Here is a 26,242-nt window from a genome sequence, read left to right as displayed (position 1 = left end):
ATGGAAGTAAAAAAACCGAAAATAGTAGTCATTGTAGGGCCAACAGCCAGCGGAAAAACGGCCCTGGGCGTAGCTCTCGCAAAAAAACTCAACGGCGAAGTCGTTTCAGCCGACTCCATGCAAATCTATAAACACATGAATATCGGCACGGCCAAGGTTACCTCAGAAGAGATGCAAGGGGTGCCCCATCACCTGATTGACTGTGTGCCGCCAGATGAAGAGTTCAGTGTGGCTAAGTATAAAGAGGCAGCGCTTGAAGCCATCGAAGAAATTCTTATAAAAGGAAAACTTCCTATTATAATAGGGGGGACTGGATTATATATCAACAGTCTGAGTCTCCCATGGGATTTTCAAAAAAAAGACAGTGATGAGACAATTCGGTGGCGATTAACGGCTGAAGCTGAAGTTCTGGGCAAAGATGCATTGTATGAGCGATTAAAATTGGTGGATCCAGCCACTGCAGAAATCGTTCATCCCAACAATCTAAACCGCATTATCCGGGCATTGGAAATCTATGAGCTCACAGGCAAACCAAAATCTCATTTTGATGAAGAATCAAGAAAACAGGAAGTGCCCTACGATTATATTATGATCGGTTTGGATTGGGATCGGGAGACTCTTTATAATCGAATAAATCATCGGGTCGATCGGATGATCGAGGAAGGTCTGATCGAAGAAACAAAAATGCTGATTGAAAGGGGTTATGATTGGAACCTGACATCGTTGAAGGCAATAGGCTATAAGGAATTGAAGCCTTATCTGGAAGGTGAGTCCACTTTGGCAGAAGTGGTCAGTATTTTGAAACGGGATTCCCGTCACTATGCCAAACGTCAAATGACGTGGTTTCGAAAGGATGAGCGTATCCAATGGCTAAAAATGGGTGAACCTAGTAATTTAGAAACTCAGGTTATGGAATGCCTTAGTCTGATTAAACCACAGTTAGAATCAATAAATGAAAGCGAGTAAATTGTTTGAACATTCAAAATGACATTAAAACCTATCTTGAACAGGAATTTAAAATATCAGAGTCAGTTATTAATTTCGTAAAAAATACAGAAAAAGATATCGCACTACAGTTGAAGAAATTGGACGATTTGTCGGAGTTGCATCAGTATCGGGTGATTAAAGCCATGCAAAAGGCAGGTTTGGGAGATCGCCACTTCACCGTTTCGACCGGTTATGGTTATGACGATGTGGGTCGGGAAGTAGTGGAAGCTATTTATGCTGATGTATTTGGTGCAGAAGACGCTTTGGTGCGACCGCATATTTCATCGGGGACGCATGCAATAGCATTGGCTCTCTATGGTGTATTGCGGCCTGGTGACCATTTATTGGCTATTACTGGTTCACCTTATGACACCATACGTACTGTTATTGGTCTGGAAGACACTGGTATTGGCCAGGGAACGATTAAAGAGTTTGGGGTAAACTACGATCAGATTGAACTGCTCTCAAACGGCTGTTTTGATGAGTCAGCCATACTTGCTGCAATCACTCCAGAGACAAAAATGATCTATCTGCAACGTTCTACTGGCTATAGCTGGCGTGCTGCGCTTCAAATGGATGAGATGGAAAAGATGATTAAAAAAATTCGTAAAGTAAAAGCAGACGTCATTGTTTTTGTTGACAATTGCTACGGCGAATTTATGGATCGAGTTGAGCCGGTGTCAATCGGGGCAGATTTGATGGCCGGTTCCCTGATTAAAAATCCCGGTGGCGGTTTGGCTCCAACTGGCGGCTATGTAGCGGGACGGGCGGATCTGGTTCATCTGGCTGCCTGCCGACTGGCGGCGCCTGGAGTTGCCAGAGAAACAGGGGCAACACTGGGAATTAATCGAACGTTGTTGCAAGGTCTCTTCCTGGCACCAACTGTAGTTGCTCAGGCAATTAAGTCGGCGGTGCTTTTGGCAGCTTGCTATAAAAAGCTGGGCTTTGCTGTTTGCCCGGAAGTGTCAGATTATCGCAGTGATATTATTCAGAGCATTTGTTTAAAAACGGCTGAAGGGGTCAAGACTTTTTGCCGGGCAATTCAGGAGGCGGCCCCGGTTGATAGCCAGGCCACTCCTGAACCCTGGGACATGCCCGGCTATTCAGATCCGATAATTATGGCAGCAGGGGCTTTTATTCAAGGATCTTCCATTGAACTCTCAGCTGATGCGCCGATGCGAGAACCTTATTATGTCTATTTTCAGGGGGGACTGACCCATTTTCATGGCAAACTGGGGGTTTTGCTTAGCCTCCAGCGGCTTAAGGATAAGCAACTCGTAAAAATATAAAAATTAAGATAAAGAATTTGAGGTAATTAAAATGATAACAAAAGAAAAAATTGATCGAATCAACGAATTGGCCCGGAAGAAAAAAGAGTGTGGGTTGACTGAAGATGAATCGGATGAACAAATGACATTGCGAGCTGAATATTTATCGGCTGTTAGAACAAATTTGAGAGCCCAACTGGACAATATTGAAATTGTCGATAAGTAGAATTGTAAACGAGTCTAGAAACTAAGGAGAAAATGACATGAAAAATAAAGACAAAGAAAAGAGCCCTGCTGTTATGCTTCAGGAACAGCTTGGAAAAAAATGGGAGTTGGCATGGAAAGACCTTGGTGATGAAGAGGTTGAAGAAGTCAAGGCTATCAGCAATGACTATATGCGCTTTTTGACAGCTGGAAAAACCGAACGGCAATGTGTTGAGCTCAGTATTGAATTGGCTGAAAAGGCTGGTTTTAAACCCTTGGAGACCTATCAGAAAGCCGGGGAAATCAAGCCTGGTGATAAGGTTTATATGATTCATAAAGACAAAACTGTCGCTTTCTTTGTGGCTGGTAGCGAACCGATTGAAAAAGGAATGGCTATTGTTGGTGCCCATATTGATTCGCCCCGATTGGATTTAAAGCCATCGCCGTTGTATGAAAGTGATGATATGGCTTTCTTCAAGACCCACTACTACGGTGGCATAAAAAAATACCATTGGGTGACCATCCCGCTGGCTATGCACGGAACAGTCGTAAAAAAAGACGGTGAAACAGTCAACATTTCTATTGGAGAAGCCCCAGAAGATCCTGTTTTTTGTATCACTGACTTGCTGCCTCACTTATCTCAAGAACAAAATACAAAAAAAATGACTGAGGGGATTACTGGAGAAGGGCTCAACATTATTGTGGGGAGCCAGCCATATCCGGAAAAAGATCTCAAAGAGGGTGTTAAACTAAACATACTGAATCATTTATATACAAAATATGGGATGATGGAAGAAGATTTTGCCACTGCTGAACTGGAAGTAGTGCCGGCCGGGGCAGCCCGAAATGTTGGTTTCGATGAAAGTCTGATTGGGGGATATGGCCAGGATGATCGGATCTGTGCCTACACGGCGCTCCGTGCTTTGGTTGATCAGGAGACGGTTCCGATTCGCACACGATGTGTAATCTTGGCTGATAAGGAAGAAATCGGCAGTGTAGGCAACACCGGTATGCATTCTCGTTTTTTTGAAAACGCTGTAGCTGAACTTATCGATTTGATGGATGTGAATAAACCAGAATTGGCCATCCGCCGATGTTTTATGAATTCTGAAATGCTTTCTGCTGATGTTACTGCTGGCGTTGATCCTAACTTTACCGGTACCCACGATAAAGGCAATGCTCCGTATATTGGCAAAGGAATGGTCTTATCAAAGTATGGCGGTGCCCGCGGAAAATCTGGCTCCAATGATGCGCATGCGGCGTTTATGGGAAAAATGAGACAAACACTGGAAGCAGCTGGGGTGGTTTGGCAAATGGGAGAGCTTGGCCGGGTAGATCTTGGTGGCGGAGGAACCATTGCCCATATTCTAGCTGAGTATGGAATGGATGTGTTGGATTGTGGTCCAGCGCTATTAAGTATGCACTCGCCATTTGAATTGGCTTCTAAAGTTGATCTTTTTATGTGTTATAAGGGCTATAAAAGCTTTCTGGCGTAGCAAAATGACAAAATAATACCTGTTAAGACGAAATACAGATTTGAAAAACGCATTTGTTAATATAGTAACAAATGCTATATAATCCATTTATGATTTTTAGCAGATAAATGTTCACCTTAAAATGATAATTATGGTCTAGAATTTATACTTTTAGAACTATAAATTATCATTTTTTTATGGGCCCAGCGGGTACAGTATTATTTTAAACAAATTTATCAATTCGTATGGAAAAAAAATTATTTATATGTTATGATACTGCCTATATATACAAGTATACAGTTTCTCTTGTGTAAAAAATTTAATTTGAGGGGTGTTTGACTTAAGATGAATGTAAAACATGGAACCTTTAAGGGGGGAATCCACCCACCCTATAGAAAGGAAAGTACTGCTGAAGTGCCTTTGGGCTTTGGCACAAAGCCGGAAATGGTGATCATACCCATGTCGCTGCACATTGGGGCACCTTGTACGCCGATCGTAAAAAAAGGCGATCAGGTGTTTCTTGGCCAGAGAGTCGGAGAACCAAATGGGTTTGTTTCTGCACCGGTACATGCCAGTGTCTCTGGAACTGTTGTTGCGGTTGAGGAACGTCCACATGCATCGGGAGACCGAATCATGGCGGTTGTTATTGAATCAGACGGTTTGGATACCATCGACTCAAGTATCAAACCATATGGTACGTTGGAAGATATGGATGCAGAGGCCATTAAAAAAATGGTATTGGACTCCGGTATTGTCGGTTTAGGTGGGGCAACATTTCCAACGCATGTAAAACTGGCGATTCCACCAGACAAAAAAGTTGATTGTGTAGTTTTAAATGGCGCTGAATGCGAGCCTTATTTAACGGCCGATCATCACTTGATGTTGAATCAAGCTGAAAAGGTTGTCATGGGATTGAAGGTCGCCATGAAGGCTGTTGGTGTTGAAAAAGGCTTTATTGGGGTTGAAGACAACAAAACTGATGCTATTGAAGCCTTGGTAAAAGCTATTGGAAACGATAGCAGATTAGAAGTATATTCATTGCATACGAAATACCCGCAGGGTGCTGAAAAACAATTGATTGCAGCAATAACGGGTCGTGAAGTCCCATCGGGAGCGCTGCCAGCTGACGCCGGTGTGGTTGTTATGAATGTTGGGACTGCTGCTCAAATCGCTGAGTCCATGACGACAGGAATGCCGTTGTATAAACGTTATCTGACTTGTACAGGGGATGCCATCAAAAATCCCCAGACGATGGAAATTCGTGTGGGAGTTCCGTTCCAGTCTGTCATTGATCAATGTGGTGGGTTTTCTGCTGAGCCTGGAAAAGTAATTTCAGGGGGACCGATGATGGGCGTTACTCAGTTTGAAACTGAAATTCCAGTAATGAAGGGAACATCAGGGATTTTATGTTTGACGAAAGAGTCAGCTAAAATTGCGACGCCTTCGAATTGTATTCATTGTGGCAAATGTGTTGGCGTCTGTCCAATTCATTTACAGCCACTTTATATTGCTGAGTACTCGCAACGAAATAAATGGGATAAATGTGAAGCAAATCATGCCATGGATTGTATCGAATGTGGAAGCTGTTCTTATATCTGTCCCGCAAAACGTATCCTGGTATCGTCTATTCGCGTGGCAAAACGTGAGATTATCGCACAACGAAGAAAAGGAAATTAGGAGGAATATTGATGAATGAATTAAATCTTACAGTGTCATCATCTCCTCATATCCGGGCAAAACATACCACAGCCAACATTATGCAAAATGTTATTATTGCTTTGTTACCTGCATTGGCTGTCGCAGGATATGTTTTTGGGGTATGGGCATTGGCACTCGTAGCTATTTGTATTATCTCGTCAGTTGTTACGGAAGCAGTCATTCAAAAACTGCTGAAAAAACCGATCACAGTCAATGACTGGAGTGCCGTTGTAACAGGTGTGCTTTTAGCATTCAACTTACCGATTAATGCACCCTGGTGGATTGCTGTTGTGGGCTCTGTTTTTGCTATTGCCATTGTAAAACAATGTTTTGGTGGGTTAGGACAGAATTTTATCAATCCAGCCCTGGCCGCACGAGCCTTTCTGTTGGCATCCTGGCCAGGACATATGACCAGTACCGCTTATATTCCGGTTACGGACACGGTTACCACAGCGACCCCGCTGGCATTATTAAAAGCTGGTGATCTGGCAAGTATGCCGTCAACACTGGATCTTTTCACAGGATTAAATGGTGTTTATGGTTGTATCGGAGAAATTTCTGCCCTGGCTTTATTAATCGGTGGGGTATACCTGATTATTAAAGGAATTATCAGCTGGAGAATCCCAGTTATCTATTTATTAACCATCGGCATTTTTGCTTTGTTAGTGGGACAAGATCCAATTGTTCATATTGTCTCAGGTGGTGTCGTTTTAGGGGCCTTCTTTATGGCGACTGATTATGCTTCGTCTCCAGTTACTCCAAAAGGTCAAATCATCTATGCAGTCGGTTGTGGTTTGATTACCATGATCATTCGTATCTACGGTGGATATCCGGAAGGATGTTCGTACTCGATCTTACTGATGAATGTTGCGACACCTCTAATTGAACGCTTCACCAAAGAGCGAATCTATGGTGTGACTAAGATCAAAAAGGAGGCAAAGGCATAATGGAAGCAAAAGAAAAAGTGCAAATCGACTGGAAAGTCGTTTTCAAACTCGGTCTTATTTTGTTGGTTATTTCTGCTGTAGCCGCCTGCGCCTTGGCATTAACCAATTATGTAACAGCTCCTACCATCGAACAGATGAATATTGATGCAAACACGGAAGCACGGCAGGAAGTACTGCCAGATGCCACTGAGTTTGAACAAGTTCCTGAAGAAGATGTGGCAAAAATTGCTTCAGAAATTGGTATGGAAAAACCGGAAGAACTGATGGAAGTCTATATTGGAACAAATAATGGCGAAACAGTGGGATATACGGTAAAAACCGGACCAACCAGCGGTTATGCAGGAGAAGTTCAAGTTTTAACGGGTATTTCGTCGGACGGAGTCATCACTGGCATTACGATTATTAAGCATAACGAAACTCCAGGCTTAGGTGCTTTGGCAGCAGGAGAATGGAATGATCAGTTTACCGGAAAATCAGCAGAAGAAGAATTGGTGGTTGTAAAAGGTACTGCTAAAGAAGACAGCAATGAAATTCAGGCCATCACTGGATCAACAATTACTTCAAAAGCAGTTACATCTGGGGTAAACGTCTCAATCCAGGTTTACCAGACTTTATCAGAATAGGAGGGAACGCAAGATGAATTTTATGAAAAATCTTACTCGAGGAATCATCCGAGAAAATCCCACCTTTGTACTTGTATTGGGGATGTGTCCAACCCTTGCGGTTACCACATCAGCCATCAACGGTATGGGGATGGGCCTGGCAACCATGTTGGTATTGATTGGTTCGAATGTGGCGATCTCAGCATTGCGAAAAGTAATACCCGATAATATCCGAATTCCGGCCTTTGTCGTTGTAATAGCCTCTTTTGTTACGATTGTCGGGATGTTGATGAAGGCCTATGTGCCAGCACTGGATGCGGCGCTGGGGATATTTATTCCCTTGATTGTTGTTAACTGTATTATTCTGGCTCGGGCCGAAGCCTTTGCCTTTACAAATGGCATTGCCGACTCATTTGCGGATGGTTTGGGAATGGGCCTTGGTTTTACCCTGGCTTTAACAGTTTTAGGTTCAATCCGAGAAATTTTAGGGGCAGGAAGTATTTTTGGATTTTCACTGTTCGGTGCAGCTTATGAACCGATACTACTGATGATCCTACCTCCCGGGGCATTTTTAACCCTTGGTCTTTTAATTGGCCTCTTTAATTGGAAAACGAAAAAGGCATAGGGGGAGATATCGATGACTTTAATTTTTATAATGATCAGTGCGATTTTTGTCAATAACTTTGTACTGTCACGATTTTTAGGTATTTGTCCGTTTTTAGGGGTTTCAAAGCAAGTTGAAACCGCTGTGGGGATGGGAGTTGCGGTAACCTTTGTTATGGCGCTGGCTTCTGCCATTACCTATGTGGTTCAGTATTCGATTCTTGATCCGCTAAATCTTGGCTACCTGCAGACAATTGCATTTATATTAATCATTGCTGCGTTGGTTCAGTTAGTCGAAATGATTATCAAAAAATCCAGCCCTTCACTTTATCAGGCATTGGGTGTCTATCTGCCATTGATTACCACAAACTGTGCGGTTCTCGGGGTAGCATTAATTAATATTCAAAACGAATACAATTTTATCGAAACCATTTTCAACGGCGTTGGTGCAGCGCTTGGTTTCACGCTTGCTATTGTGCTGTTTGCTGGTATTCGTGAGCGACTTGAAACATCAGCTGTGCCCAAAGCGCTCGAAGGATTTCCCATTGCGTTGTTAACGGCAGGTCTGATGGCCATCGCATTTCTGGGATTCTCCGGAATGAAGTTAGGTTAGGAGGATACGGAAATGTTGAATGAGATTTTAATTCCGGTCGTTATCCTCGGTGTGTTTGGTTTAGTATTTGGAATTGGCCTTGCTATTGCAGCTAAGGTATTTGAAGTATACGAAGATCCTCGTGTGCCATTAGTGCGTGCAGCTCTTCCTGGCGCTAACTGTGGTGGTTGTGGTTTACCGGGCTGTGATGCCTTGGCATCCAATATTGTCGAAGGAACAGCGGGAATTGATGCCTGTCCAGTTGGCGGTGCTGATTGTGCCGCTGCGATTGCGGAAATTATGGGTATGGAAGCTGGCAGTGCGGTTAAAAAGGTTGCCACTGTTATTTGTCAGGGAACCTGTGAAACGGCTCCAAATCGGGCCGAGTACTATGGTGAAATGGATTGTCGGGAAGCCATGATTGCTTCCGGTGGTGCGAAAGGTTGTCGATATGGATGTATGGGCTTGGGAACCTGTAAATCAGTATGTCCTTTTAATGCCATTGTTATGGGAGAAGACGGGTTGCCGAAAATTGACCCGGATAAATGTACTTCCTGTGGCAAGTGCGTGGATGCCTGCCCCAAAGCGATTATGAATCTGGTTCCGGCGACTCAGGATGTTATTGTAAAATGTAATAACAAAGATAAAGGAAAGACAGCAAAACTGGTTTGTACAACAGCTTGTATTGCCTGCGGAGCCTGTGTGAAAGCATGTAAATTTGATGCAATCACCGTTGAAAACAATATTGCCAAAATTGATTATGATAAGTGTGTTCAATGTTATGAATGTGTCGTTAAATGTCCAATGCACACTATTTCTGGTGACGTTGAAACCGGTAAGAAGACAGCATATATCATTGATGCAAATTGTATCGGTTGTGGCGCTTGCGCAAAGAACTGCCCAGTTGAAGCAATTTCTGGTGAAATCAAAAAGCCACCATATGTTATTGATCATGAAAAATGTATTGGCTGCGGTATCTGTTTTAAGAAGTGCAAGAAAAATGCCATTGAAATGCGACCCAATAAAGCCAAATAGTCTATAATTTTACAGGACTCTTCATTGAAAAATGGAGAGTCTTTTTTTATGAAGAATTTATGACAATTCCGTGTTTGTGCAAATTTTTAATGAGAATTTTAGGAAAGATGTATAAAATGGTTTTGCTTTCTGTTAAAATGGTGGTATTGTCGAAATAATCTGTCATATGGTGAACGAAAAATCAAATGTGGATATAACTATTAAAAAATAAAAAAAGTTAACGACTTTGGTCAAATTAAGGTATAATAGTATGCATGTTTTTATTGCTGAGTCGTTTCATGCTAAATTACATAATGCATCATTTATAAACAAATCAGAAAACTGATTGAAACAAATAGTTTTTATATCAGGTCAGATTCGGGGGTAGAATTATAAGTCTCATCTATACTTATCAAATATCAGACAGTCATGAAAAGTTGGTCAGAGAAGAGCTGATCAGTCGTTATTGTTATTCTAGCCGATTAATCAGAGAAATCAAACGGATTGGAAAGATCAGCTTGAATCACAAAGAGTGTTTTCTGGGACAGCAAATCAAACCAGGAGATATCATCGAAATTAAGATGCCCCGGGAAGATATTGATGGGGAACCGGTAGCGGGCAAACTTAATGTTGTTTATGAAGATGATGAGCTTTTAGTAGTCAATAAACCGCCACTTTGTGTGACGCATCCCACAAAGAGCCATCAATTGGATACACTGGCAAATTTCATTAGCTATTACTGGCAGGAACAGGGGACTGCAGCGAAGATTCGCTTTATCAATCGATTGGATCGAGATACCACCGGTATTGTTGCAATAGCCAAGAATAAATATGTGCATCACTATGTACAAAAAGAAATGAATTCTGGTAAGGTAAAAAAGGTTTATCATGCATTTGTTCATGGTAGGCTCCCTAATGAAGTCGGAATTATTGATGCTCCGATCGGCCAGCCCTATGAAGACAGTATTCATAGGATTGTAATGGAGTCCGGAAAGCCATCGGTTACCCAGTATCGGGTACTGGAAGAGTACAGGGATGCTTCGCTGGTGGAGCTGGTGCTGGAAACTGGACGAACCCACCAAATTAGGGTTCATTTAAAATATTTGGGGAATCCCATTATTGGAGATCCCTTGTATCACAGTGATAAGCAGGAAGATGATTGTTTTGGAATGTCTCATCAGGCTTTACATGCTCGAAGTTTGGAGTTATCATTACCCCAAAAAAAGCAGCTGTATGTTCTAGCTGAGTATAACAATGAATTAATAGACCTTCGAAAGCGTCTAATAGATAAAATATAGAAAAGGTGATGGAATGAGCGAAAAGCAAAAAAAGGGGATAAAAAGACGAAAAAAGAAAAAACATATTGGAGTAAAGGTACTGATTGTTCTTTTAGTCCTGGGGATTCTGGGAGTCGGTGTTATGTATTCAATCTATGCTGCAAATCGCATGGATATTTCAGATTATCAGTATCAGGCTAAGGATAAAACGGAGATTTATTCGGCGGATAATGCTCTAATCGCTGAATTGTACACAAAGAACAGAACCAATGTAACGATTGATCAGATTCCGGTGCAATTGCAACAGGCATTAATATCCGTGGAGGATTCGCGTTTTTACGATCATTTTGGAATTGATTTGCTGGGGATTGTTCGAGCGTTTTTTTCAAATATTGCCAGTAATGGGATTGGTGAAGGTGCCAGCACTATCACCCAGCAGCTTGCCAGAGTTCTGTTCTTACCTGATATTGCAACGGAACAGAATTTTAATCAGTCGCTGGTGCGTAAGCTAAAAGAAATTTCTATAGCACTCCAATTAGAAGAGAAGTATACAAAAGAACAAATTCTGGAAATGTACTTCAATGAGTATTATTTTGGTTCAGGAGCATATGGGATTGAAGAAGCAGCACAAACTTATTTCAACAAACCGGTTTCTCAGGTTAATCTGGCCGAAGCCGCAATGCTGGCAGGTTTGCCTCAAGCACCGAGTGCCTATGCACCGAATACTGATTTTGAAGCCGCAAAAAAACGTCAACTGGAAGTACTGACGCGAATGGTAAAAGAAAAATATATTACGCAAGAAGAAGCGGACGCTGCATATGCGCAAGAACTGGTCATCCGCGATCCGGCGACCATTAGTAATGATGATCAGATCGTTGACAATTATGAAGCGTATGTTGGACGGGCACTCAACGAGTATGCGCAATTAAAAGCATCTGCAGTCATGCAGGAGCGTGGTATCACTGAAGACCAGGCAATTGATTATATCAAAGAAAATATTGCCAATGGCGGTTACCGTATTTACACAACCATTAATACGGCGATGCAAGGAGATGCAATCGAAAGCTTGACAAGTGCGTTAGATGGAGATTTGCCCAACGAAACGGGAGCCATCGTCACTGTCGATCTGGATGGGGCGGTTAAAGCATACTATGGTGGGAACACCCAAATCGATATGGCTAACACCCCAAGACAGCCAGGATCGAACATTAAACCGCTTTATTACGCAGCAGCCATGGATAAGGGATTAATTACCCCCAGTACAACTATCTCGGATACTTATACTGACTTTGGTGGATATGCCCCTAAAAACTATGATGGTAGCTATCATGGGACGGTAACTGTTAAGACGGCATTAGTCAACTCTTACAACATCCCGGCTGTTAAAGTATTCGATAAAGTTGGACCAGAAGAAGCAGTAGCGTTTATGCAGACAATGGGTATTTCGACTTTTGAGGATGACGATTATAACTTGGCGACGGCACTTGGTGGGATGACCTACGGAATCAAACCTCTGGAAATGGCGGCCGCATTTAATGTTTTTAATAACGCTGGTGTCTATAACCAACCTTATTATGTCACAAAACTAGAGCAGGTAAATGGCGAGGTTCTATATACAAAAGATTCCTCCAGTACAACGACACGAAAAGTTATGTCGGATACTACGGCAACAAATATGATGAATATCCTGGAAGGGGTTGTTGATTACGGAACTGGTTCTGCGGCGGCCCAGATTTATACCACTGCCGGAAAGACGGGGACAACCCATGATAACAAAGATTTATGGTTTACCGGGATTACCGGGAATCTAACCACTTCAGTCTGGCTGGGGACGCCGGAAAACGATGTGCTTTATGGGGGGAGTTCCCGAGCGGCAGGGATTTATGGAAATTACTTGAGTATGGTTATCGATCAAGACTTGTTGACAACTACTGAAATTGAAAGAACCTCTAACGAGGGTGAAAGTTCCGGAGCCTCTTCGATTGATTCGGGAACAAGTACAACGAATAAAGAAGAAACAACGGAGCCAACCACGCCAACAACCCCGACCACACCGACAACCCCGACAACTCCAACAACCCCGACCACGCCGACGGAGCCAACAACACCAACGGAGCCAACCAAGCCAACAGATCCTACTACGCCAACGGAGCCAACCGATCCGACCACGCCAACAGAGCCAACGGATCCAACGACACCAACGGATCCAACAACACCGACAACCTAATGGAGGATAAAGATGATCATACAAAATGAATCAAAAACACAAGAAATAAAACAGAATATGCGGGGTGGTCACGGGAACGTTGAGATTACCCACATCACTGATAGCGAAATTCTAGGGAAAAACTGCCGACTATTTGCCCAGATCACAGTAAAACCGGGAGACTCCATTGGAGAACATCAGCATACAGGTGAGCAGGAAATATTCTATTTTTTACAAGGAAAAGGGATGGTCGTTGATAATGGCATTCAGTTACAGATAGGACCCGGAGATGTGATGGTCACTCCGGATCAGGGTAGCCACAGCGTTGTCAATACTGGGGATGAGGATTTGGTGTTTATGGCACTGATTCTCAATGAAAATGTGTGATCAAGAAGAATATTGAACAAGTCTTAGCCACATTGGAGTGCCTTTACGGTCAGGAACAATGTGGCTTAGATTTTAGTAGCCCTTTTGAATTGTTGATCGCCACCATCCTATCAGCACAATGCACCGATGTGAGAGTAAATATCGTTACCGGGGATTTGTTTAAGAATTATAATACACCAGAATCGATTTTGTCATTGGGGGAAGTAGGGCTACTTGAAAAAATAAAAACCTGTGGACTGGCTAAAACAAAAGCCAAAAATATTATTTTGACCTGTCATCGGTTATTGACAGAGTATTGTGGCAAGGTACCAGAGCAACTGGATGAACTGATTACACTTCCTGGGGTTGGACGCAAAACTGCCAATGTGGTAATGAGTAATGCCTTTGATATCCCGGCAATTGCAGTTGATACCCATGTTTTTCGAGTTTCACGTCGAATCGGTCTGGCTCAGGGAAAGACCGTTTTGGAAGTTGAAAAAGAATTGATGAAAAATATTCCAAAAGACAAATGGTCCCAGGCTCACCATTGGCTTATCTGGCATGGACGAAAATGTTGTACAGCAAGAAATCCCAATTGTAGCGGGTGTGAGCTAAGCAGCATCTGTGATTTTGGACGTCAAAATATTAAAGAAGCATCGTCTCAAAGCAATTAATTCTTGTGTTTTTCTTAAGAATGGTTTATGATAAGCACTATAAATAATCATTGAAAAGAAAAAGGAGGAAAAGAAATGAAGAAAAGAGTTGTTAGTGTTTTACTTGTTGTTATGTTCACCGCTTCTATTTTTGCATTCGCAGGATGTTCAACATCTGGCGGAAGTTCTGATGTTGTCAAACTTGGTTTTATCGGACCAATGACTGGCGATGCTGCTATTTATGGAAGCTCAGCAGAAGAAGGTGCGCAATTAGCCGTCGCTGAAATTAATGCTGCTGGCGGTATTGATGGAAAAAACATCGAATTGGTTGCTTATGATTCAAAAGCAGATCAAACTGAAGCAATCAATGCTTATAATCGATTAAGAGACCAGGATGGTGTTGTTGCAGTGATCGGCGGAACCTTAAGTGGGGAAACCTTAGCAATGAAAGACATCATGGTTTCAGATAATATGCCAGTACTGTCACCAACAGCAACAGCTGTGGAAGTAACTCAAGATGCTCCAAATGTATTTCGAGCATGCTTCCTGGATGACTATCAGGGTCAAGCTGCTGCTAACTTTGCGGCTACTACTTTAGGTGCAAAAACTGCGGCATTGTTAATCGGAACGGGTAATCCCTACTCAGAAGGTGTATCAGAAGCCTTCAAAGCGGCATTTACAGCTAAAGGTGGCACAATTGCCGGTAGCGAATCTTACGGTACGGCTGATAAAGATTTCAGTGCTCAGTTGACAAAAATCAAAGAAATGAATCCGGATGTCGTATTTGTTCCAGACTATGTTCAAACAGTTGGACCAATTCTTCAAAAAGCCAAAGAAATGGGTATTACCGCAAAATTTGTTGGAGCTGATGGTTGGGATGGCGTTCAAGAAGAATACGCTGACGCCGCTCAGGGAAATTACTTCACCAATCACTATGCTGCCGATTCACCATCTGAAACCGTTCAGAACTTTATCACTGCCTATAAAGCCGAGTATGATAAAGTGCCAAACTCTTTTGCAGCTTTAGGTTATGATGCTGTATATGCCATGGTCGAAGCAATTACTGCAGCTGGTTCTACTGAGTCTGCAGATATTATCACAGCTTTAAATGCGACGGATCATCCTGGCGTTACTGGAACTTTGAAGTTTGATGAAGAGGGAAATCCAAAGGATAAAGAAGTAACTATTATTAAGATCGATGGCGGTCAGTTAAAATATGACTCAACCGTTGTTAACAAATAGTATTTCATAAACGACAATATTACAAGCAGTACAAGGGATATAGGAGAGACCATCTCTTCTATATCCATTTTATGTTATTCTATAAAGGAGGATACATCGTGAATTTATTTCTGCAACAGCTGATCAACGGGCTCAATGTAGGGAGTATCTATGCGCTCATCGCAATCGGTTATACCATGGTATATGGCATTATTAAACTAATCAACTTTGCCCATGGTGAAATCATGATGTTCGGCGCATATTTTGCATTTATTGCTGCCACCAGCTTTCACCTTCCGGTTTGGGCGGTGCTCTTATCATCGATGGTCATTATGGCTATCATTGGAGTTGCCATCGAATTTATCGCCTATCGTCCCTTGAGAAATGCCCCCCGACTGTCTGCGCTGATTACTGCTATTGGGGTGAGTTTGTTTTTGCAAAATCTGGCGTTGATTATTTTTAAGCCAGATCCCAAGGTTATGCCAAAAATATTTCCGGAGACCATTTATAAAATAGGTGAAATCGAAATCAGTTCAACCACTCTGATTACTATAGGTTTGTCACTGTTTTTTATGGTTCTATTGGATCTATTTATTCGAAAAACAAAACAGGGTCGTGCCATGCGTGCCGTATCAGAAGACAAGGATGCTGCGATTCTGATGGGGATTAATGTTAATCGAACGATTTCGCTTACCTTTGCGGTGGGCTCAGCACTTGGTGCTTTAGGCGGGGTTCTCTACAGTGTCGCGTATATTCAGGTATACCCAACAATGGGCGTTATGCCTGGCTTAAAAGCATTCATTGCTGCGGTATTAGGGGGGATCGGAATTATCCCTGGAGCGATGCTCGGCGGATTTATCATTGGTATGGTCGAAACAATGACAAAAGCGTATCTTTCAACAACTTGGGCTGATGCCATTGTATTTGCGATTCTAATTGTGGTACTGCTTTTCAAACCAACAGGCATCTTGGGAAAAAATACGAGAGAGAAGGTATAAACAATGGATCACAATAAGAAAAAAGCATATTTAATTAATGCAATTGCTATCGTTGCCCTTTACCTTGTATTTTTCGTGCTGATTCAGACGAAGACCATGAACAATTATTTTGTGGGAATTGCCATTATGACTTGTATAATGATTATCATGGCGATGAGTTTAAATATTGTAGCCGGATTTTTAGGTGAAATGGCCTTGGGTCATGCCGGGTTTATGGCCATTGGCGCTTACTCATCTGCCAGTTTTTCGATGGCATTGATTGACGGAGGATTGTCATTGCCGCCAATTGTCACGCTTGTTCTGGCGATGATTGTTGGCGGGATTGTTGCTGGAATTTTTGGATTTCTCATCGGGACACCAACGCTGCGACTCCGTGGGGACTATTTGGGGATCGTAACCATCGGGTTTTCGGAAATTATCCGAATCTTTTTTATTAATTTTGGACCGACTGGTGGAGCCGCTGGATTAAAAGGAATTACCCGGCTGGTGAATTTCAACAATGTCTATTGGATTACGATAATTGTTGCATTTCTGATTTTTACATTAGGCAGATCAAAGCAGGGGCGGGCCATTATTTCCATCAGAGAAGATGAGATCGCTTCGGAGGCTGCGGGGATACCGACCACCCGATACAAGGTATTGGCATTTTCGCTGGCGGCTTTTTTTGCTGGTGTTGGCGGTTCATTATATGCCCACTATCAATCATTTCTGGAGCCGAGCAAGTTTGGCTTTATGTTTTCGATTGAAATGTTTGTTATTGTAGTTTTAGGTGGATTGGGAAGCTTAACCGGCTCAATCATTTCGGCCATCGTTTTGACAGTGTTGCCGGAAATGCTTCGTAGTTTTTCCGAATACCGACTATTGGTTTACTCTCTTGTGTTGATTATCATGATGATTTTCAGACCGCAGGGAATTTTCGGAAGATCCGAATTTTCGCTGACAGCTTTTATTGAATCACTGATTCAACGAAAAAACGTCAAGAATTCCATCGGCGGAGGTGAAGCATCATGACCGTTTTATCAGCAAAAAATATTACGATGCAATTTGGTGGTTTAACTGCAGTTGATCAGTTTAATCTTGAATTGAGTGCTAACGAGCTGGTTGGTTTAATTGGACCCAATGGCGCAGGCAAAACGACAATTTTCAATATGCTAACCGGCGTTTATGTTCCAACAATGGGTGAGATTATGCTTAATGATCAAAGCATCATTAAAAAAACTCCTCACGAAATCGTCAAACTGGGTGCCAGTCGAACCTTTCAAAATATTCGATTGTTTAAAGATTTGACTGCGGTGGAAAATGTAAAAATAGCCTATCACAATTTTATCGACTATAACATGGTTCAGGGGATGTTCAGAACAAAAAAATTCTGGACAGAAGAAAAAAAAGCTCACGAAGAATGCATGAAACTTCTGGATATTTTTGATATGGGCGAGTATGCTGATACCCTGGCTAAAAACCTTCCCTATGGGCAGCAACGTAAACTGGAAATTGCCAGAGCGCTGGCTTCAGATCCAAAAGTACTGATGTTGGACGAGCCAGCGGCGGGAATGAACCCGAATGAAACGGCTGAGCTCATGGAAACCATTCACTTCATCAGGAACAAATTTGACATTACTGTTTTGCTCATTGAACATGATATGAAACTGGTTATGGGGATTTGTGAGCGGATTATCGTGGTAGATTACGGAAAAACTATTGCTGAAGGCACTCCGGATGAAATTAAGAACAACCCTGATGTTATTCGTGCTTATTTAGGAGATTAGGAGGCCGTAAATGCTGAAAGTAAAAGATTTAAATGTACATTATGGAAAAATTCATGCGATCAAGGGTATTAGCTTTGAGGTCAATGAGGGTGAGATTGTTACCCTTATCGGTGCCAACGGTGCTGGGAAAACGACTATTCTCCAAACGATTTCAGGACTATTAAAACCCAGTGAAGGGATGGTGTCTTTTGAAGGCGAAAACCTTAATAAGGTGCCAGCCCATCAGATTCCGGTAATGGGAATAGCCCATGTTCCAGAAGGGCGACGTATTTTTGCCGAAATGACCGTTTATGAAAACCTCCAAATGGGAGCCTATATCAGAAATGATAAGGATCAGATCCAAGAGGACATGGAAAAAATATTTTTGAATTTTCCCCGACTTAAAGAACGGATTAAACAAATTGCCGGAACCTTAAGCGGTGGTGAACAACAAATGTTAGCAATGGGACGAGCCTTAATGACACGACCAAAACTGATTTTGCTCGATGAACCATCAATGGGTCTGGCACCACTTCTGGTCGACGAGATTTTTAACATGATCCAAACTGTAAATGATGCTGGAACAACGGTTTTATTGGTTGAGCAAAATGCGAACAAGGCTTTGCACATTGCCAATCGAGCTTATGTGCTGGAAACTGGATACATTAAACTTTCTGGTAATGCCAGAGATCTTCTGGTGAATCCGGAAGTGCAACAAGCTTATTTAGGTGGTTGATTAAAAAACTGTCTCGCTAGAGGCAGTTTTTTAATGGGAGGGACATCTCTGTTAAATTTGATGTCATACACCTGGAATATTTCTTAAACACCTTGATTTTCATCCTTGATATGAAAATATACCTATGATATACTGTTAAAATTGAATGTGAATATAATTTATAGTGAAAGATACGGAGGATAACATGAGTGCTACAGTAGAAAGTATTGAAAAAAATATTGCAACCCTAAAAATTGAAATAAGTCCGGAGGAATATTCAAAGGCTGTTAAAAAGTCCTATGATAAAAATAAAAAACGTTTTTCGGTTCCAGGCTTCAGAAAAGGAAAAGTACCTAAACAGGTAATCGAATCCTACTATGGAAAAAATGTATTTATGGAAGACGCCATCGATTTTGCCTTTGCGCCTGCTTATACCAGTGCATTGGAAGAAACAGAAATCAAACCAGTAACTCGACCTGATCTGGAAAACATCGAAAAAATCAGCGAAGAAGAAGGCGCGACCTTTATCGTTAAGGTTGGGGTGAAACCAGAAATTAAATTGGGTGACTACAAAGGGGCGGAAGTAGATTCTCTGGAAGCCGAGATTACAGATGAGGAGATTGTGGCTGAGCTGGCAAAAATGCAGGACCAGAATGCCCGACTGGTTACATTAGAAGCTGGTGAAGTTAAAGATGGTGCGACGGTTACCATTGATTACGAAGGCTTTTTAAACGATGAGCCATTTATTGGCGGTAAAGATACTGATTATGATTTAGTAATTGGGAGCGGAACCTTTATTCCTGGCTTTGAAGAACAATTAATTGGTGCTAAGATCGGTGAAGAAGCAACTGTCAACGTTACCTTCCCAGATGAATACCATGCCGAAAACCTTAAGGGACAAGCCGTAGTGTTCAAAGTTGCGGTTAAGGGGATTAAAGAAAAAGAATTGCCGGAATTAGATGATGATTTTGCGAAAGATACCAGTGAGTTTGATACTTTAGACGAACTGAAAGCTGATGTCGCAGCACGGTTAAAAGATGCTAAAACTGCTGAACTGAGAAAAGCGGCTGAAATTACAGCTGTTAATTTTGCAGTGGAAAACGCTGAAATTGATGTACCTTATTTAATGATTGAGGAAGAGGTTGACAATAACCTGCAAAACTTTGAAAGCCAAATGAAACAGCAGGGTATTTCATTGGATGACTACTTTAAATATACGAATGTTAATCGTGAAGATTTCAGAAATAATCTGAAAGAGGATGCAGAAAGAAATATCAAAACGGAGCTGATTCTTTCAAAAATCGGTGAAATGGAAGCTTTGGAAGCAACTGAAGAAGAAGTGGATGAAGAGATTAAAGTATTTGCAGATGCCTATGGACATGATTTTGAAGAATATAAAAAAGGTCTTCAGGAAAGAATGTTAGACTATATCAAGGCAAATATTATTAGACGAAAGACAGTGGAAATGCTGGTAGATGCAGCGACTACAAAAATTTCAGAGTAATAATAAGAAAGCAGGAAAGTGTATTCATGCTAACAAGTAAAACAACACAATCGTTAATTAGCAATAACCTGGTTCCGATGGTTGTCGAACAGACTGGCCGGGGAGAACGATCATACGACCTATTTTCGCGATTATTAAAAGAAAGAATCATTTTTTTAAATGGGGAAATAAATGAAAGCCTGGCTTCTTTGATTGTCGGACAACTGATTTTTTTAGAATCCGATAATGCGGAAAAAGATATTCAGATTTATATTAATAGTCCGGGTGGGGCAGTGACAGCAGGTTTGGCCATCTACGACACAATGAATTACATACGTTGTGACGTGTCTACTATCTGTGTAGGACTTGCTGCATCGATGGGGGCATTTTTATTGGCTGCCGGAGCAAAGGGAAAACGCTTTTCTCTTCCAAACAGTGAAATAATGATTCATCAGCCGCTAGGTGGCGCTCAGGGGCAAAGCACCGATGTGGAAATTTATGCAAAACGTTTGATAAAGACACGAGAAAAATTAAATTTAATACTTAGCGAGCGAACCGGGCAACCCCTGGAAACTATTGCTAAAGATACTGATCGCGATAATTTTATGGATCCTGACGAAGCGAAGGCCTACGGATTGATTGATGAGATCATTGTGTCGAGATAGGAGGCTTAGAAATGGCAAGAAATGAAGATAGCATCGAAAATGCCCGATGTTCCTTTTGTGGTAAAAGCCAATCTCAGGTAAAACGAATGGTGGCTGGGCCAGGCGTTTATATTTGCAATGAATGTATCGAGCTCTGTGAAGAAATAATGGATGTGGAAAGCATGCCTGAGGATATTGCGTTTGATGATGTCCCCAAACCAAAAGAAATCAAACTCAAATTAAGTGAATATGTCATCGCTCAAAACCGTGCCAAGCGAGCCCTGGCTGTGGCCGTTTACAATCATTACAAACGGATTACTGCGATGGATGAAAATGATGCCGAAGTTGAATTGCAAAAAAGTAATATTCTATTAATTGGTCCAACGGGGTCAGGAAAAACGCTTTTAGCGCAAACATTAGCCCGAGTTTTAAATGTACCATTTGCGATTGCCGATGCAACTTCATTAACGGAGGCCGGTTATGTCGGCGAAGATGTGGAAAATATTCTGTTAAAACTACTTCAAGCGGCTAATTTTGATGTAGCCAAAGCCGAAAAGGGCATTATTTATATCGATGAGATTGATAAAATCGCCAGAAAAGGTGACAACCCTTCAATCACCAGAGATGTCAGCGGTGAAGGTGTACAACAGGCGTTATTAAAAATTCTTGAAGGTACAATTGCAAATGTCCCGCCACAGGGTGGACGTAAACATCCGCATCAGGATTTTATTCAAATTAACACAAACAATATATTATTTATTTGTGGTGGTGCTTTTGACGGCATGGATAAAGTAATTGAGCAGCGAATGGAAAAAAGTTCAATGGGTTTTGGTGCAGACATTCGCAGTTCCAAAGAAAAAATTGAGGATGATGATCTGAGTTCAGTTCAGCCGCAAGATCTGCTGAAGTATGGTCTGATTCCGGAGTTTATTGGTCGAATTCCTGTGATTGCATCGTTAGAACACTTAGATGAGAGCGCCCTGATACAAATTTTGACGGAGCCACGAAATGCGTTAGTGAAACAATACATAAAAATGTTTCGGATTGAAGGGGTCGAATTGGAATTTCAGCAGGATGCACTCGTGGCAATTGCTAAAAAAGCCATGGATACAAAAACTGGTGCCAGAGGTCTCCGAGGAATCATTGAGAATATAATGCTTGATATTATGTTTGAAGTTCCTTCGAATGAGAATATTGAGAAAGTGATCATAACCAAAGAGGTTGTTGAAAAACAAGTTGAACCGATTATGATTCTTGGACAGAAAAACAACGAAAAAAGCAAAAAGAATGATGTAGTATCGTAGATTTTATTAAATAGCCGTTCAAAAGACCAACTACTCTTTGGTATTTTATACCGTGTATTTGAAATTTTGCACGGCTTTTTTTAAAAAACTTGGGTATAAATCAATACAGGTAATTACATAAAAGGTGCTTTTCATAATAATAGAGGTAAGGAGTTGATTAATTTGAGTATTGAAAAAAAGGAAATTCCAGAAGAAAAGACTGACCATTTGGGAATGACTGAACCGGAATTATTTGTTCAGGAAAAAGAAACCTTACCATTGATACCGCTTCGTGGGATGAGTGTTTTTCCTGGTATGGTGGTTCATTTTGATGTGGGTCGCGAGAAATCTGTTAAAGCATTGGAAGCTGCGATGGAGCGAGACCAAATGGCTTTTTTGGTCACACAAAAAGAGGTTATTAAAGAGGATATTAATCCAGATGACTTTTATAATATTGGTTGCAGAGTAAAAGTTAAACAATTATTAAAGATGCCGGACAATCTTGTTCGGGTTCTGGTTGAAGTCCAGGAAAGACGAGAAATCGTTGAATTTGAAAGTTTAAATCCCTATTTTCTGGTTACAACCAAACCGGTCCGTTCCGTTTATTATGATACAAAAGAGAATCGGACACTCATCCGTATGATTCGCGAATCGTTTGCCAATTATATGAATGTTACCAGAAAGGTGGCGACGGATCTTATTCTGGCCATGGATTCATTAGATGATCCGGATCAGCTTATTGACATTATCGGTGCCAATTTGTTCCTGGATCTGGAAGACAGTCAACGGCTGATTCAAGAAACCGATGTGAATAAGCGTTTGGTACTTACCTACGAGATTTTGGTTGAAGAAGTTGAAATGATTAAAATCGAGCACAACATCGACGAAAAAGTTCGTAGTGAAATGTATAAGCATCAACGGGAATACTATTTGCGGGAGCAGATAAAAGTGATCCAAAATGAATTAGGTGAAGGTGACGTTCAAAATGAGTTGGAAACGTATCGGGAACGACTGGCGGCACTGGAAGTACCTGACGAGGTAAAAGACAAGGTTTTGGGAGAACTGAATCGTTTGAACAAAGTTCCTCAAGGCTCATCAGAGGCAGGTTTAATTCAAACTTATGTGGAATGGATACTGGATCTTCCCTGGAATACGCTAACCGAAGAAACGGTTGATGTTTCAATTGCCCGAAAAATTCTGGATGAAGATCATTATGCATTAAAAAAGGTTAAAGAACGAATTCTTGAATATATATCGGTGCTGCAGCTTTCAAAGAGTCTCAAATCACCAATTATTTGTCTGGTGGGACCTCCTGGAGTCGGAAAAACGTCGATTGCCAAATCCATTGCTCGAGCCTTAAATCGTAAGTATGTCCGTATGTCATTGGGGGGGATGCGAGACGAAGCCGAGATAAGAGGTCATCGTCGAACCTACGTTGGTGCCATTCCAGGACGAATCTTATACAATATGAAAAAATGTGGAACCAGAAATCCGCTATTCTTACTGGATGAGATTGATAAACTGGGACAAGATTTCAATGGCGATCCCGCCTCTGCATTACTGGAGGTGTTGGATCCGGAGCAGAATAACACCTTTACTGACCACTATCTCGAACTACCGTTTGACCTGTCGCAAGTGTTGTTTTTAACAACCGCCAATTCTTTATCAACCATTCCAAGACCGTTGCTGGATCGAATGGAAATTATTGAGGTGAATGGTTACGTCGAAAGTGAAAAGGTGGAAATCGCCCAACGCTATCTGATTCCCAAACAATTGGAAATTCACGGATTAAAAAAATCCACCTGTAAATTCAGTGAAGCAGTAATAAAGAATACCATTGAATATTACACCAGAGAGTCAGGCGTTCGCGAACTTGAGCGAAAAATTGCTCAGATTTGTCGTGTCGCTGCAAAAGAAATTGTGGAACACAAGAAAAAAAGCATCAGCATCACGCAGAAGAATCTGGAAAAATTCTTAGGAAAACATCGCTATTCGTTTGATACCGTAGGTGATAAAAAAGAAGTGGGCTTGGTCAATGGATTAGCCTGGACACCGGTTGGTGGTGATACCCTGCAAATAGAAGTGATCGTGGTGGATGGTACCGGAAAAATTGAAATCACCGGACAGCTTGGTGATGTGATGAAAGAATCAGTCAAAGCGGGTATTAGTTATATTCGCTCCCAGGCGAAGGTGTTAGAAATCGAATCTGATTTTTACTCAAAAAAAGACATCCATCTCCATGTACCTGAGGGTGCTGTACCGAAAGATGGCCCATCAGCTGGGATCGCAGTCACAACGGCGCTGATTTCATCGTTAACCAATATACCAGTGCCACAAAATCTGGCAATGACCGGTGAAATAACCCTCAGTGGCCGGGTTCTGCCAATTGGCGGATTGCGTGAAAAGCTGACGGCAGCCCATCGTGCCGGTATTAAAGAAATTATCTTGCCAAAAGAAAACGAAAAAGACCTGGAAGATGTACCAAACGTTGTTTTGGAGGCTTTACATATTCAGTCTGTTTCAAAAATGAGTGAGGTCACAAAAATTGTTTTTAAAGATCTTCAATAAATAGACCGAACTTTCAGAAAATGGAGAAAATAATGAAAGTAACAAAAGCGGAAATTGTCATCAGTGCTGTAGCAGAAGCACAGTATCCTGATGATAATCTACCGGAAATAGTGCTGTTGGGGCGTTCGAATGTTGGCAAATCAACGTTTGTCAACACCTTAATCGAACGGCGAAGCTTAGCACGAACCAGTTCCCAGCCGGGAAAAACCCAGACGATGAATTTTTATCGAATAAATGACGTGTTCTATTTTGTCGATATGCCTGGTTATGGCTATGCTAAAGCGTCCAAAACGGAACGTGAAAAATGGGGGAAGATGGTTGAAAAATATCTTCGGAATCGTGAAAATGCGGTACTGATTTTTCAACTTATTGACTCTCGACATGAACCCTCAGAAGATGATTTATTAATGTATGAATGGCTGATCTATTATGATTTAAAACCTGTAATAATTGGCACCAAAGCCGACAAGCTGTCAAAAACGAATCAAAAAAAGGCAGTAAATCGTATTGCAAAATCACTGAATCTGAAGAAATCTGATGAGCTCATCCTATTTTCGGCAGAAACGAAATTGGGAAAAGACGAAGTATGGGAATGTATTCATAACGTATTATAATCAATTTTAGCTTCCTTTTGGAAGACTTAGGCTTAAAGACAAGCTTCGATCTTGTTACGGCTTAACCTTCTTTCAACAGGAAGCTTTTCCAGTTCTGTTAAAACAGTTCTGAGGCGATTTTATGAGGTTGGAATGACTGAAAAAATAATTCGAGTGCTGGCAGAACAAGCAGGTATTGATCTGATTGGTTTTTTTTCGGTGGAACCACTTAAGGAGTGTCTGCCTTATCTGATCAGGCGCCATCAAGAAGGGTTTTCCACAGGCTTTGAGGGTGGCGAACCAGAGGATCGAATTAATTATTTAAAAGCCTATCCTGATGCAAAAACGGGGATAGTTATTGGTATCAATAACTATCAGGCATTTGAAGAAGTGGCAGATGAGAAATATCGGGTTCAGCTCGCATCGGTTTCCTGGGGTGAAGATTATCATCGGGTACTGAAGCGACGAATGACGCAATTAATGGAGCGCATGAATGACATCCAACGGCAGACAGGAGGAGCACAAATACAGTATCGACTATTTGTTGACAATAGTCCACTGGTTGATCGGGGATCTGCATACCGTGCCGGGTTGGGCTTTTATGGCAAAAACAACTGTCTGATCAATCATCAATTGGGTTCTTTTTTCTTTATCGGACAAATATTGATTGACAGCGTCATTGCTTTTGAACCGCCACTACTGCCAGAAAATAGTTGTGGAACCTGTCGGCGCTGTCTTGATGCATGTCCCCATCAGGCTCTGGGCGAAGGGTTCAGCCTTGAACCAACAAAATGCATTTCATATCTAACTCAAAAAAAATCCCTTTCCGCTGATGAAGAAATGCGGCTATCGACATATCTTTATGGCTGTGATCTCTGTCAGAGAGCCTGTCCCTATAATCAGGATCTTGAAGAAACGCAGGAAGAAGCCTTTTGGATTGACGCAGAAACTGCGTCTCCACCACTGGACGAAATATTGGCCCTGACAAAAAAGGAATTCAAAATTCGTTTTGAGAAAACTGCCAGTGGCTGGCGAGGAAAAAAAAGTTTAATCAGAAATGCCCGACTCATCAAAAAAAATAAAAAAATATATGATTAGTC

General features: G+C 41.6%; 25 protein-coding genes. All 25 read left to right on the top strand.

What is annotated here, in order from left to right; translation table 11 throughout:
• Window positions 1–966 (top strand): tRNA (adenosine(37)-N6)-dimethylallyltransferase MiaA, encoded by a 966-nt coding sequence (gene miaA, locus B3F51_RS15980; RefSeq protein ID WP_070371166.1) that lies wholly within the window; start codon window positions 1–3, stop codon window positions 964–966.
• Between the two features lie 11 nt (window positions 967–977).
• Window positions 978–2,276 (top strand): aminotransferase class I/II-fold pyridoxal phosphate-dependent enzyme, encoded by a 1,299-nt coding sequence (locus B3F51_RS15975; protein WP_414632386.1) that lies wholly within the window; start codon window positions 978–980, stop codon window positions 2,274–2,276.
• A 31-nt stretch (window positions 2,277–2,307) separates the two neighbouring features.
• Complete coding sequence (locus B3F51_RS15970; protein WP_084633607.1) at window positions 2,308–2,481, top strand: DUF896 domain-containing protein; 174 nt, start codon at window positions 2,308–2,310, stop codon at window positions 2,479–2,481.
• A gap of 37 nt (window positions 2,482–2,518) precedes the next feature.
• The gene (locus B3F51_RS15965) at window positions 2,519–3,955 is read left to right on the top strand and encodes an aminopeptidase (protein ID WP_286948096.1); all 1,437 of its coding nucleotides are present in this window, start codon (window positions 2,519–2,521) and stop codon (window positions 3,953–3,955) included.
• Window positions 3,956–4,279: 324 nt separating this feature from the next.
• A complete protein-coding gene (rsxC, locus tag B3F51_RS15960) occupies window positions 4,280–5,611 on the top strand; it encodes an electron transport complex subunit RsxC (RefSeq protein ID WP_286948094.1) in 1,332 nt (443 codons plus the stop codon).
• 11 nt (window positions 5,612–5,622) lie between these two features.
• Window positions 5,623–6,579 (top strand): RnfABCDGE type electron transport complex subunit D, encoded by a 957-nt coding sequence (locus B3F51_RS15955; RefSeq protein ID WP_070371170.1) that lies wholly within the window; start codon window positions 5,623–5,625, stop codon window positions 6,577–6,579.
• Window positions 6,579–7,202 (top strand): RnfABCDGE type electron transport complex subunit G, encoded by a 624-nt coding sequence (locus B3F51_RS15950; protein WP_148636419.1) that lies wholly within the window; start codon window positions 6,579–6,581, stop codon window positions 7,200–7,202. Before B3F51_RS15955 ends, B3F51_RS15950 begins: the two co-directional genes overlap by 1 nt.
• Before the next feature lie 13 nt (window positions 7,203–7,215).
• Window positions 7,216–7,806: an electron transport complex subunit RsxE gene (rsxE, locus tag B3F51_RS15945; protein ID WP_286948092.1), complete on the top strand. Its 591-nt coding sequence runs from the start codon at window positions 7,216–7,218 to the stop codon at window positions 7,804–7,806.
• 12 nt (window positions 7,807–7,818) lie between these two features.
• Complete coding sequence (gene rsxA, locus B3F51_RS15940; protein WP_070371173.1) at window positions 7,819–8,397, top strand: electron transport complex subunit RsxA; 579 nt, start codon at window positions 7,819–7,821, stop codon at window positions 8,395–8,397.
• Between the two features lie 12 nt (window positions 8,398–8,409).
• Complete coding sequence (locus B3F51_RS15935) at window positions 8,410–9,411, top strand: 4Fe-4S binding protein (protein ID WP_070371174.1); 1,002 nt, start codon at window positions 8,410–8,412, stop codon at window positions 9,409–9,411.
• A 416-nt stretch (window positions 9,412–9,827) separates the two neighbouring features.
• Window positions 9,828–10,688 carry an RluA family pseudouridine synthase gene (locus B3F51_RS15930; protein ID WP_243134714.1) on the top strand — a complete coding sequence of 287 codons (861 nt, stop codon included), beginning with the start codon at window positions 9,828–9,830 and terminating at the stop codon, window positions 10,686–10,688.
• A 13-nt stretch (window positions 10,689–10,701) separates the two neighbouring features.
• Window positions 10,702–12,894: a transglycosylase domain-containing protein gene (locus tag B3F51_RS15925; RefSeq protein WP_070371176.1), complete on the top strand. Its 2,193-nt coding sequence runs from the start codon at window positions 10,702–10,704 to the stop codon at window positions 12,892–12,894.
• Window positions 12,895–12,906: 12 nt separating this feature from the next.
• Entirely contained in the window at window positions 12,907–13,260 is a 354-nt protein-coding gene (locus B3F51_RS15920; RefSeq protein ID WP_070371177.1) for a cupin domain-containing protein, read from the top strand.
• Window positions 13,257–13,913 carry an endonuclease III gene (nth, locus tag B3F51_RS15915; protein WP_070371178.1) on the top strand — a complete coding sequence of 219 codons (657 nt, stop codon included), beginning with the start codon at window positions 13,257–13,259 and terminating at the stop codon, window positions 13,911–13,913. The genes B3F51_RS15920 and nth overlap by 4 nt, the downstream gene beginning before the upstream one ends.
• Window positions 13,914–13,988: 75 nt before the next feature.
• Window positions 13,989–15,134 (top strand): ABC transporter substrate-binding protein, encoded by a 1,146-nt coding sequence (locus B3F51_RS15910; RefSeq protein ID WP_070371179.1) that lies wholly within the window; start codon window positions 13,989–13,991, stop codon window positions 15,132–15,134.
• A 71-nt stretch (window positions 15,135–15,205) separates the two neighbouring features.
• Entirely contained in the window at window positions 15,206–16,111 is a 906-nt protein-coding gene (locus B3F51_RS15905; protein WP_070371180.1) for a branched-chain amino acid ABC transporter permease, read from the top strand.
• A 3-nt stretch (window positions 16,112–16,114) separates the two neighbouring features.
• The gene (locus B3F51_RS15900) at window positions 16,115–17,122 is read left to right on the top strand and encodes a branched-chain amino acid ABC transporter permease (RefSeq protein ID WP_148636421.1); all 1,008 of its coding nucleotides are present in this window, start codon (window positions 16,115–16,117) and stop codon (window positions 17,120–17,122) included.
• The gene (locus B3F51_RS15895) at window positions 17,119–17,877 is read left to right on the top strand and encodes an ABC transporter ATP-binding protein (RefSeq protein WP_070371182.1); all 759 of its coding nucleotides are present in this window, start codon (window positions 17,119–17,121) and stop codon (window positions 17,875–17,877) included. Before B3F51_RS15900 ends, B3F51_RS15895 begins: the two co-directional genes overlap by 4 nt.
• A gap of 10 nt (window positions 17,878–17,887) precedes the next feature.
• Window positions 17,888–18,592: an ABC transporter ATP-binding protein gene (locus tag B3F51_RS15890; protein ID WP_070371183.1), complete on the top strand. Its 705-nt coding sequence runs from the start codon at window positions 17,888–17,890 to the stop codon at window positions 18,590–18,592.
• A 184-nt stretch (window positions 18,593–18,776) separates the two neighbouring features.
• Window positions 18,777–20,075 (top strand): trigger factor, encoded by a 1,299-nt coding sequence (gene tig, locus B3F51_RS15885; protein ID WP_070371184.1) that lies wholly within the window; start codon window positions 18,777–18,779, stop codon window positions 20,073–20,075.
• Between the two features lie 26 nt (window positions 20,076–20,101).
• Entirely contained in the window at window positions 20,102–20,719 is a 618-nt protein-coding gene (clpP, locus tag B3F51_RS15880) for an ATP-dependent Clp endopeptidase proteolytic subunit ClpP (RefSeq protein ID WP_070371185.1), read from the top strand.
• 11 nt (window positions 20,720–20,730) lie between these two features.
• Window positions 20,731–22,002 carry an ATP-dependent Clp protease ATP-binding subunit ClpX gene (clpX, locus tag B3F51_RS15875; RefSeq protein WP_070371186.1) on the top strand — a complete coding sequence of 424 codons (1,272 nt, stop codon included), beginning with the start codon at window positions 20,731–20,733 and terminating at the stop codon, window positions 22,000–22,002.
• Between the two features lie 162 nt (window positions 22,003–22,164).
• Entirely contained in the window at window positions 22,165–24,549 is a 2,385-nt protein-coding gene (gene lon, locus B3F51_RS15870) for an endopeptidase La (RefSeq protein WP_084633609.1), read from the top strand.
• A 32-nt stretch (window positions 24,550–24,581) separates the two neighbouring features.
• Entirely contained in the window at window positions 24,582–25,163 is a 582-nt protein-coding gene (yihA, locus tag B3F51_RS15865; protein WP_070371187.1) for a ribosome biogenesis GTP-binding protein YihA/YsxC, read from the top strand.
• A gap of 132 nt (window positions 25,164–25,295) precedes the next feature.
• Window positions 25,296–26,240, top strand: coding sequence for a tRNA epoxyqueuosine(34) reductase QueG (gene queG, locus B3F51_RS15860; protein WP_070371188.1), 945 nt, complete (start codon window positions 25,296–25,298; stop codon window positions 26,238–26,240).
• The last annotated feature ends 2 nt before the right edge of the window (window positions 26,241–26,242 follow it).

Source organism: Acetobacterium sp. UBA5834 (genome assembly GCF_002435675.1).
GTDB classification, from domain to species: domain Bacteria; phylum Bacillota; class Clostridia; order Eubacteriales; family Eubacteriaceae; genus Acetobacterium; species Acetobacterium wieringae.
This window is presented reverse-complemented; position numbering and strand designations above follow the sequence as displayed.

Excerpts from the sequence above, each read along its gene's own strand:
- B3F51_RS15910 (WP_070371179.1), top strand. The coding sequence starts at position 13,989 with ATGAAGAAAAGAGTTGTTAGTGTTTTACTTGTTGTTATGTTCACCGCT.
- B3F51_RS15965 (WP_286948096.1), top strand. The coding sequence starts at position 2,519 with ATGAAAAATAAAGACAAAGAAAAGAGCCCTGCTGTTATGCTTCAGGAA.
- miaA (WP_070371166.1), top strand. The coding sequence starts at position 1 with ATGGAAGTAAAAAAACCGAAAATAGTAGTCATTGTAGGGCCAACAGCC.
- B3F51_RS15955 (WP_070371170.1), top strand. The coding sequence starts at position 5,623 with ATGAATGAATTAAATCTTACAGTGTCATCATCTCCTCATATCCGGGCA.
- queG (WP_070371188.1), top strand. The coding sequence starts at position 25,296 with ATGACTGAAAAAATAATTCGAGTGCTGGCAGAACAAGCAGGTATTGAT.
- rsxC (WP_286948094.1), top strand. The coding sequence starts at position 4,280 with ATGAATGTAAAACATGGAACCTTTAAGGGGGGAATCCACCCACCCTAT.
- B3F51_RS15905 (WP_070371180.1), top strand. The coding sequence starts at position 15,206 with ATGTTATTCTATAAAGGAGGATACATCGTGAATTTATTTCTGCAACAG.
- clpP (WP_070371185.1), top strand. The coding sequence starts at position 20,102 with ATGCTAACAAGTAAAACAACACAATCGTTAATTAGCAATAACCTGGTT.
- B3F51_RS15950 (WP_148636419.1), top strand. The coding sequence starts at position 6,579 with ATGGAAGCAAAAGAAAAAGTGCAAATCGACTGGAAAGTCGTTTTCAAA.
- tig (WP_070371184.1), top strand. The coding sequence starts at position 18,777 with ATGAGTGCTACAGTAGAAAGTATTGAAAAAAATATTGCAACCCTAAAA.
- B3F51_RS15920 (WP_070371177.1), top strand. The coding sequence starts at position 12,907 with ATGATCATACAAAATGAATCAAAAACACAAGAAATAAAACAGAATATG.
- rsxE (WP_286948092.1), top strand. The coding sequence starts at position 7,216 with ATGAATTTTATGAAAAATCTTACTCGAGGAATCATCCGAGAAAATCCC.
- B3F51_RS15890 (WP_070371183.1), top strand. The coding sequence starts at position 17,888 with ATGCTGAAAGTAAAAGATTTAAATGTACATTATGGAAAAATTCATGCG.
- B3F51_RS15900 (WP_148636421.1), top strand. The coding sequence starts at position 16,115 with ATGGATCACAATAAGAAAAAAGCATATTTAATTAATGCAATTGCTATC.
- B3F51_RS15895 (WP_070371182.1), top strand. The coding sequence starts at position 17,119 with ATGACCGTTTTATCAGCAAAAAATATTACGATGCAATTTGGTGGTTTA.
- yihA (WP_070371187.1), top strand. The coding sequence starts at position 24,582 with ATGAAAGTAACAAAAGCGGAAATTGTCATCAGTGCTGTAGCAGAAGCA.
- clpX (WP_070371186.1), top strand. The coding sequence starts at position 20,731 with ATGGCAAGAAATGAAGATAGCATCGAAAATGCCCGATGTTCCTTTTGT.
- B3F51_RS15970 (WP_084633607.1), top strand. The coding sequence starts at position 2,308 with ATGATAACAAAAGAAAAAATTGATCGAATCAACGAATTGGCCCGGAAG.
- B3F51_RS15935 (WP_070371174.1), top strand. The coding sequence starts at position 8,410 with ATGTTGAATGAGATTTTAATTCCGGTCGTTATCCTCGGTGTGTTTGGT.
- rsxA (WP_070371173.1), top strand. The coding sequence starts at position 7,819 with ATGACTTTAATTTTTATAATGATCAGTGCGATTTTTGTCAATAACTTT.
- B3F51_RS15925 (WP_070371176.1), top strand. The coding sequence starts at position 10,702 with ATGAGCGAAAAGCAAAAAAAGGGGATAAAAAGACGAAAAAAGAAAAAA.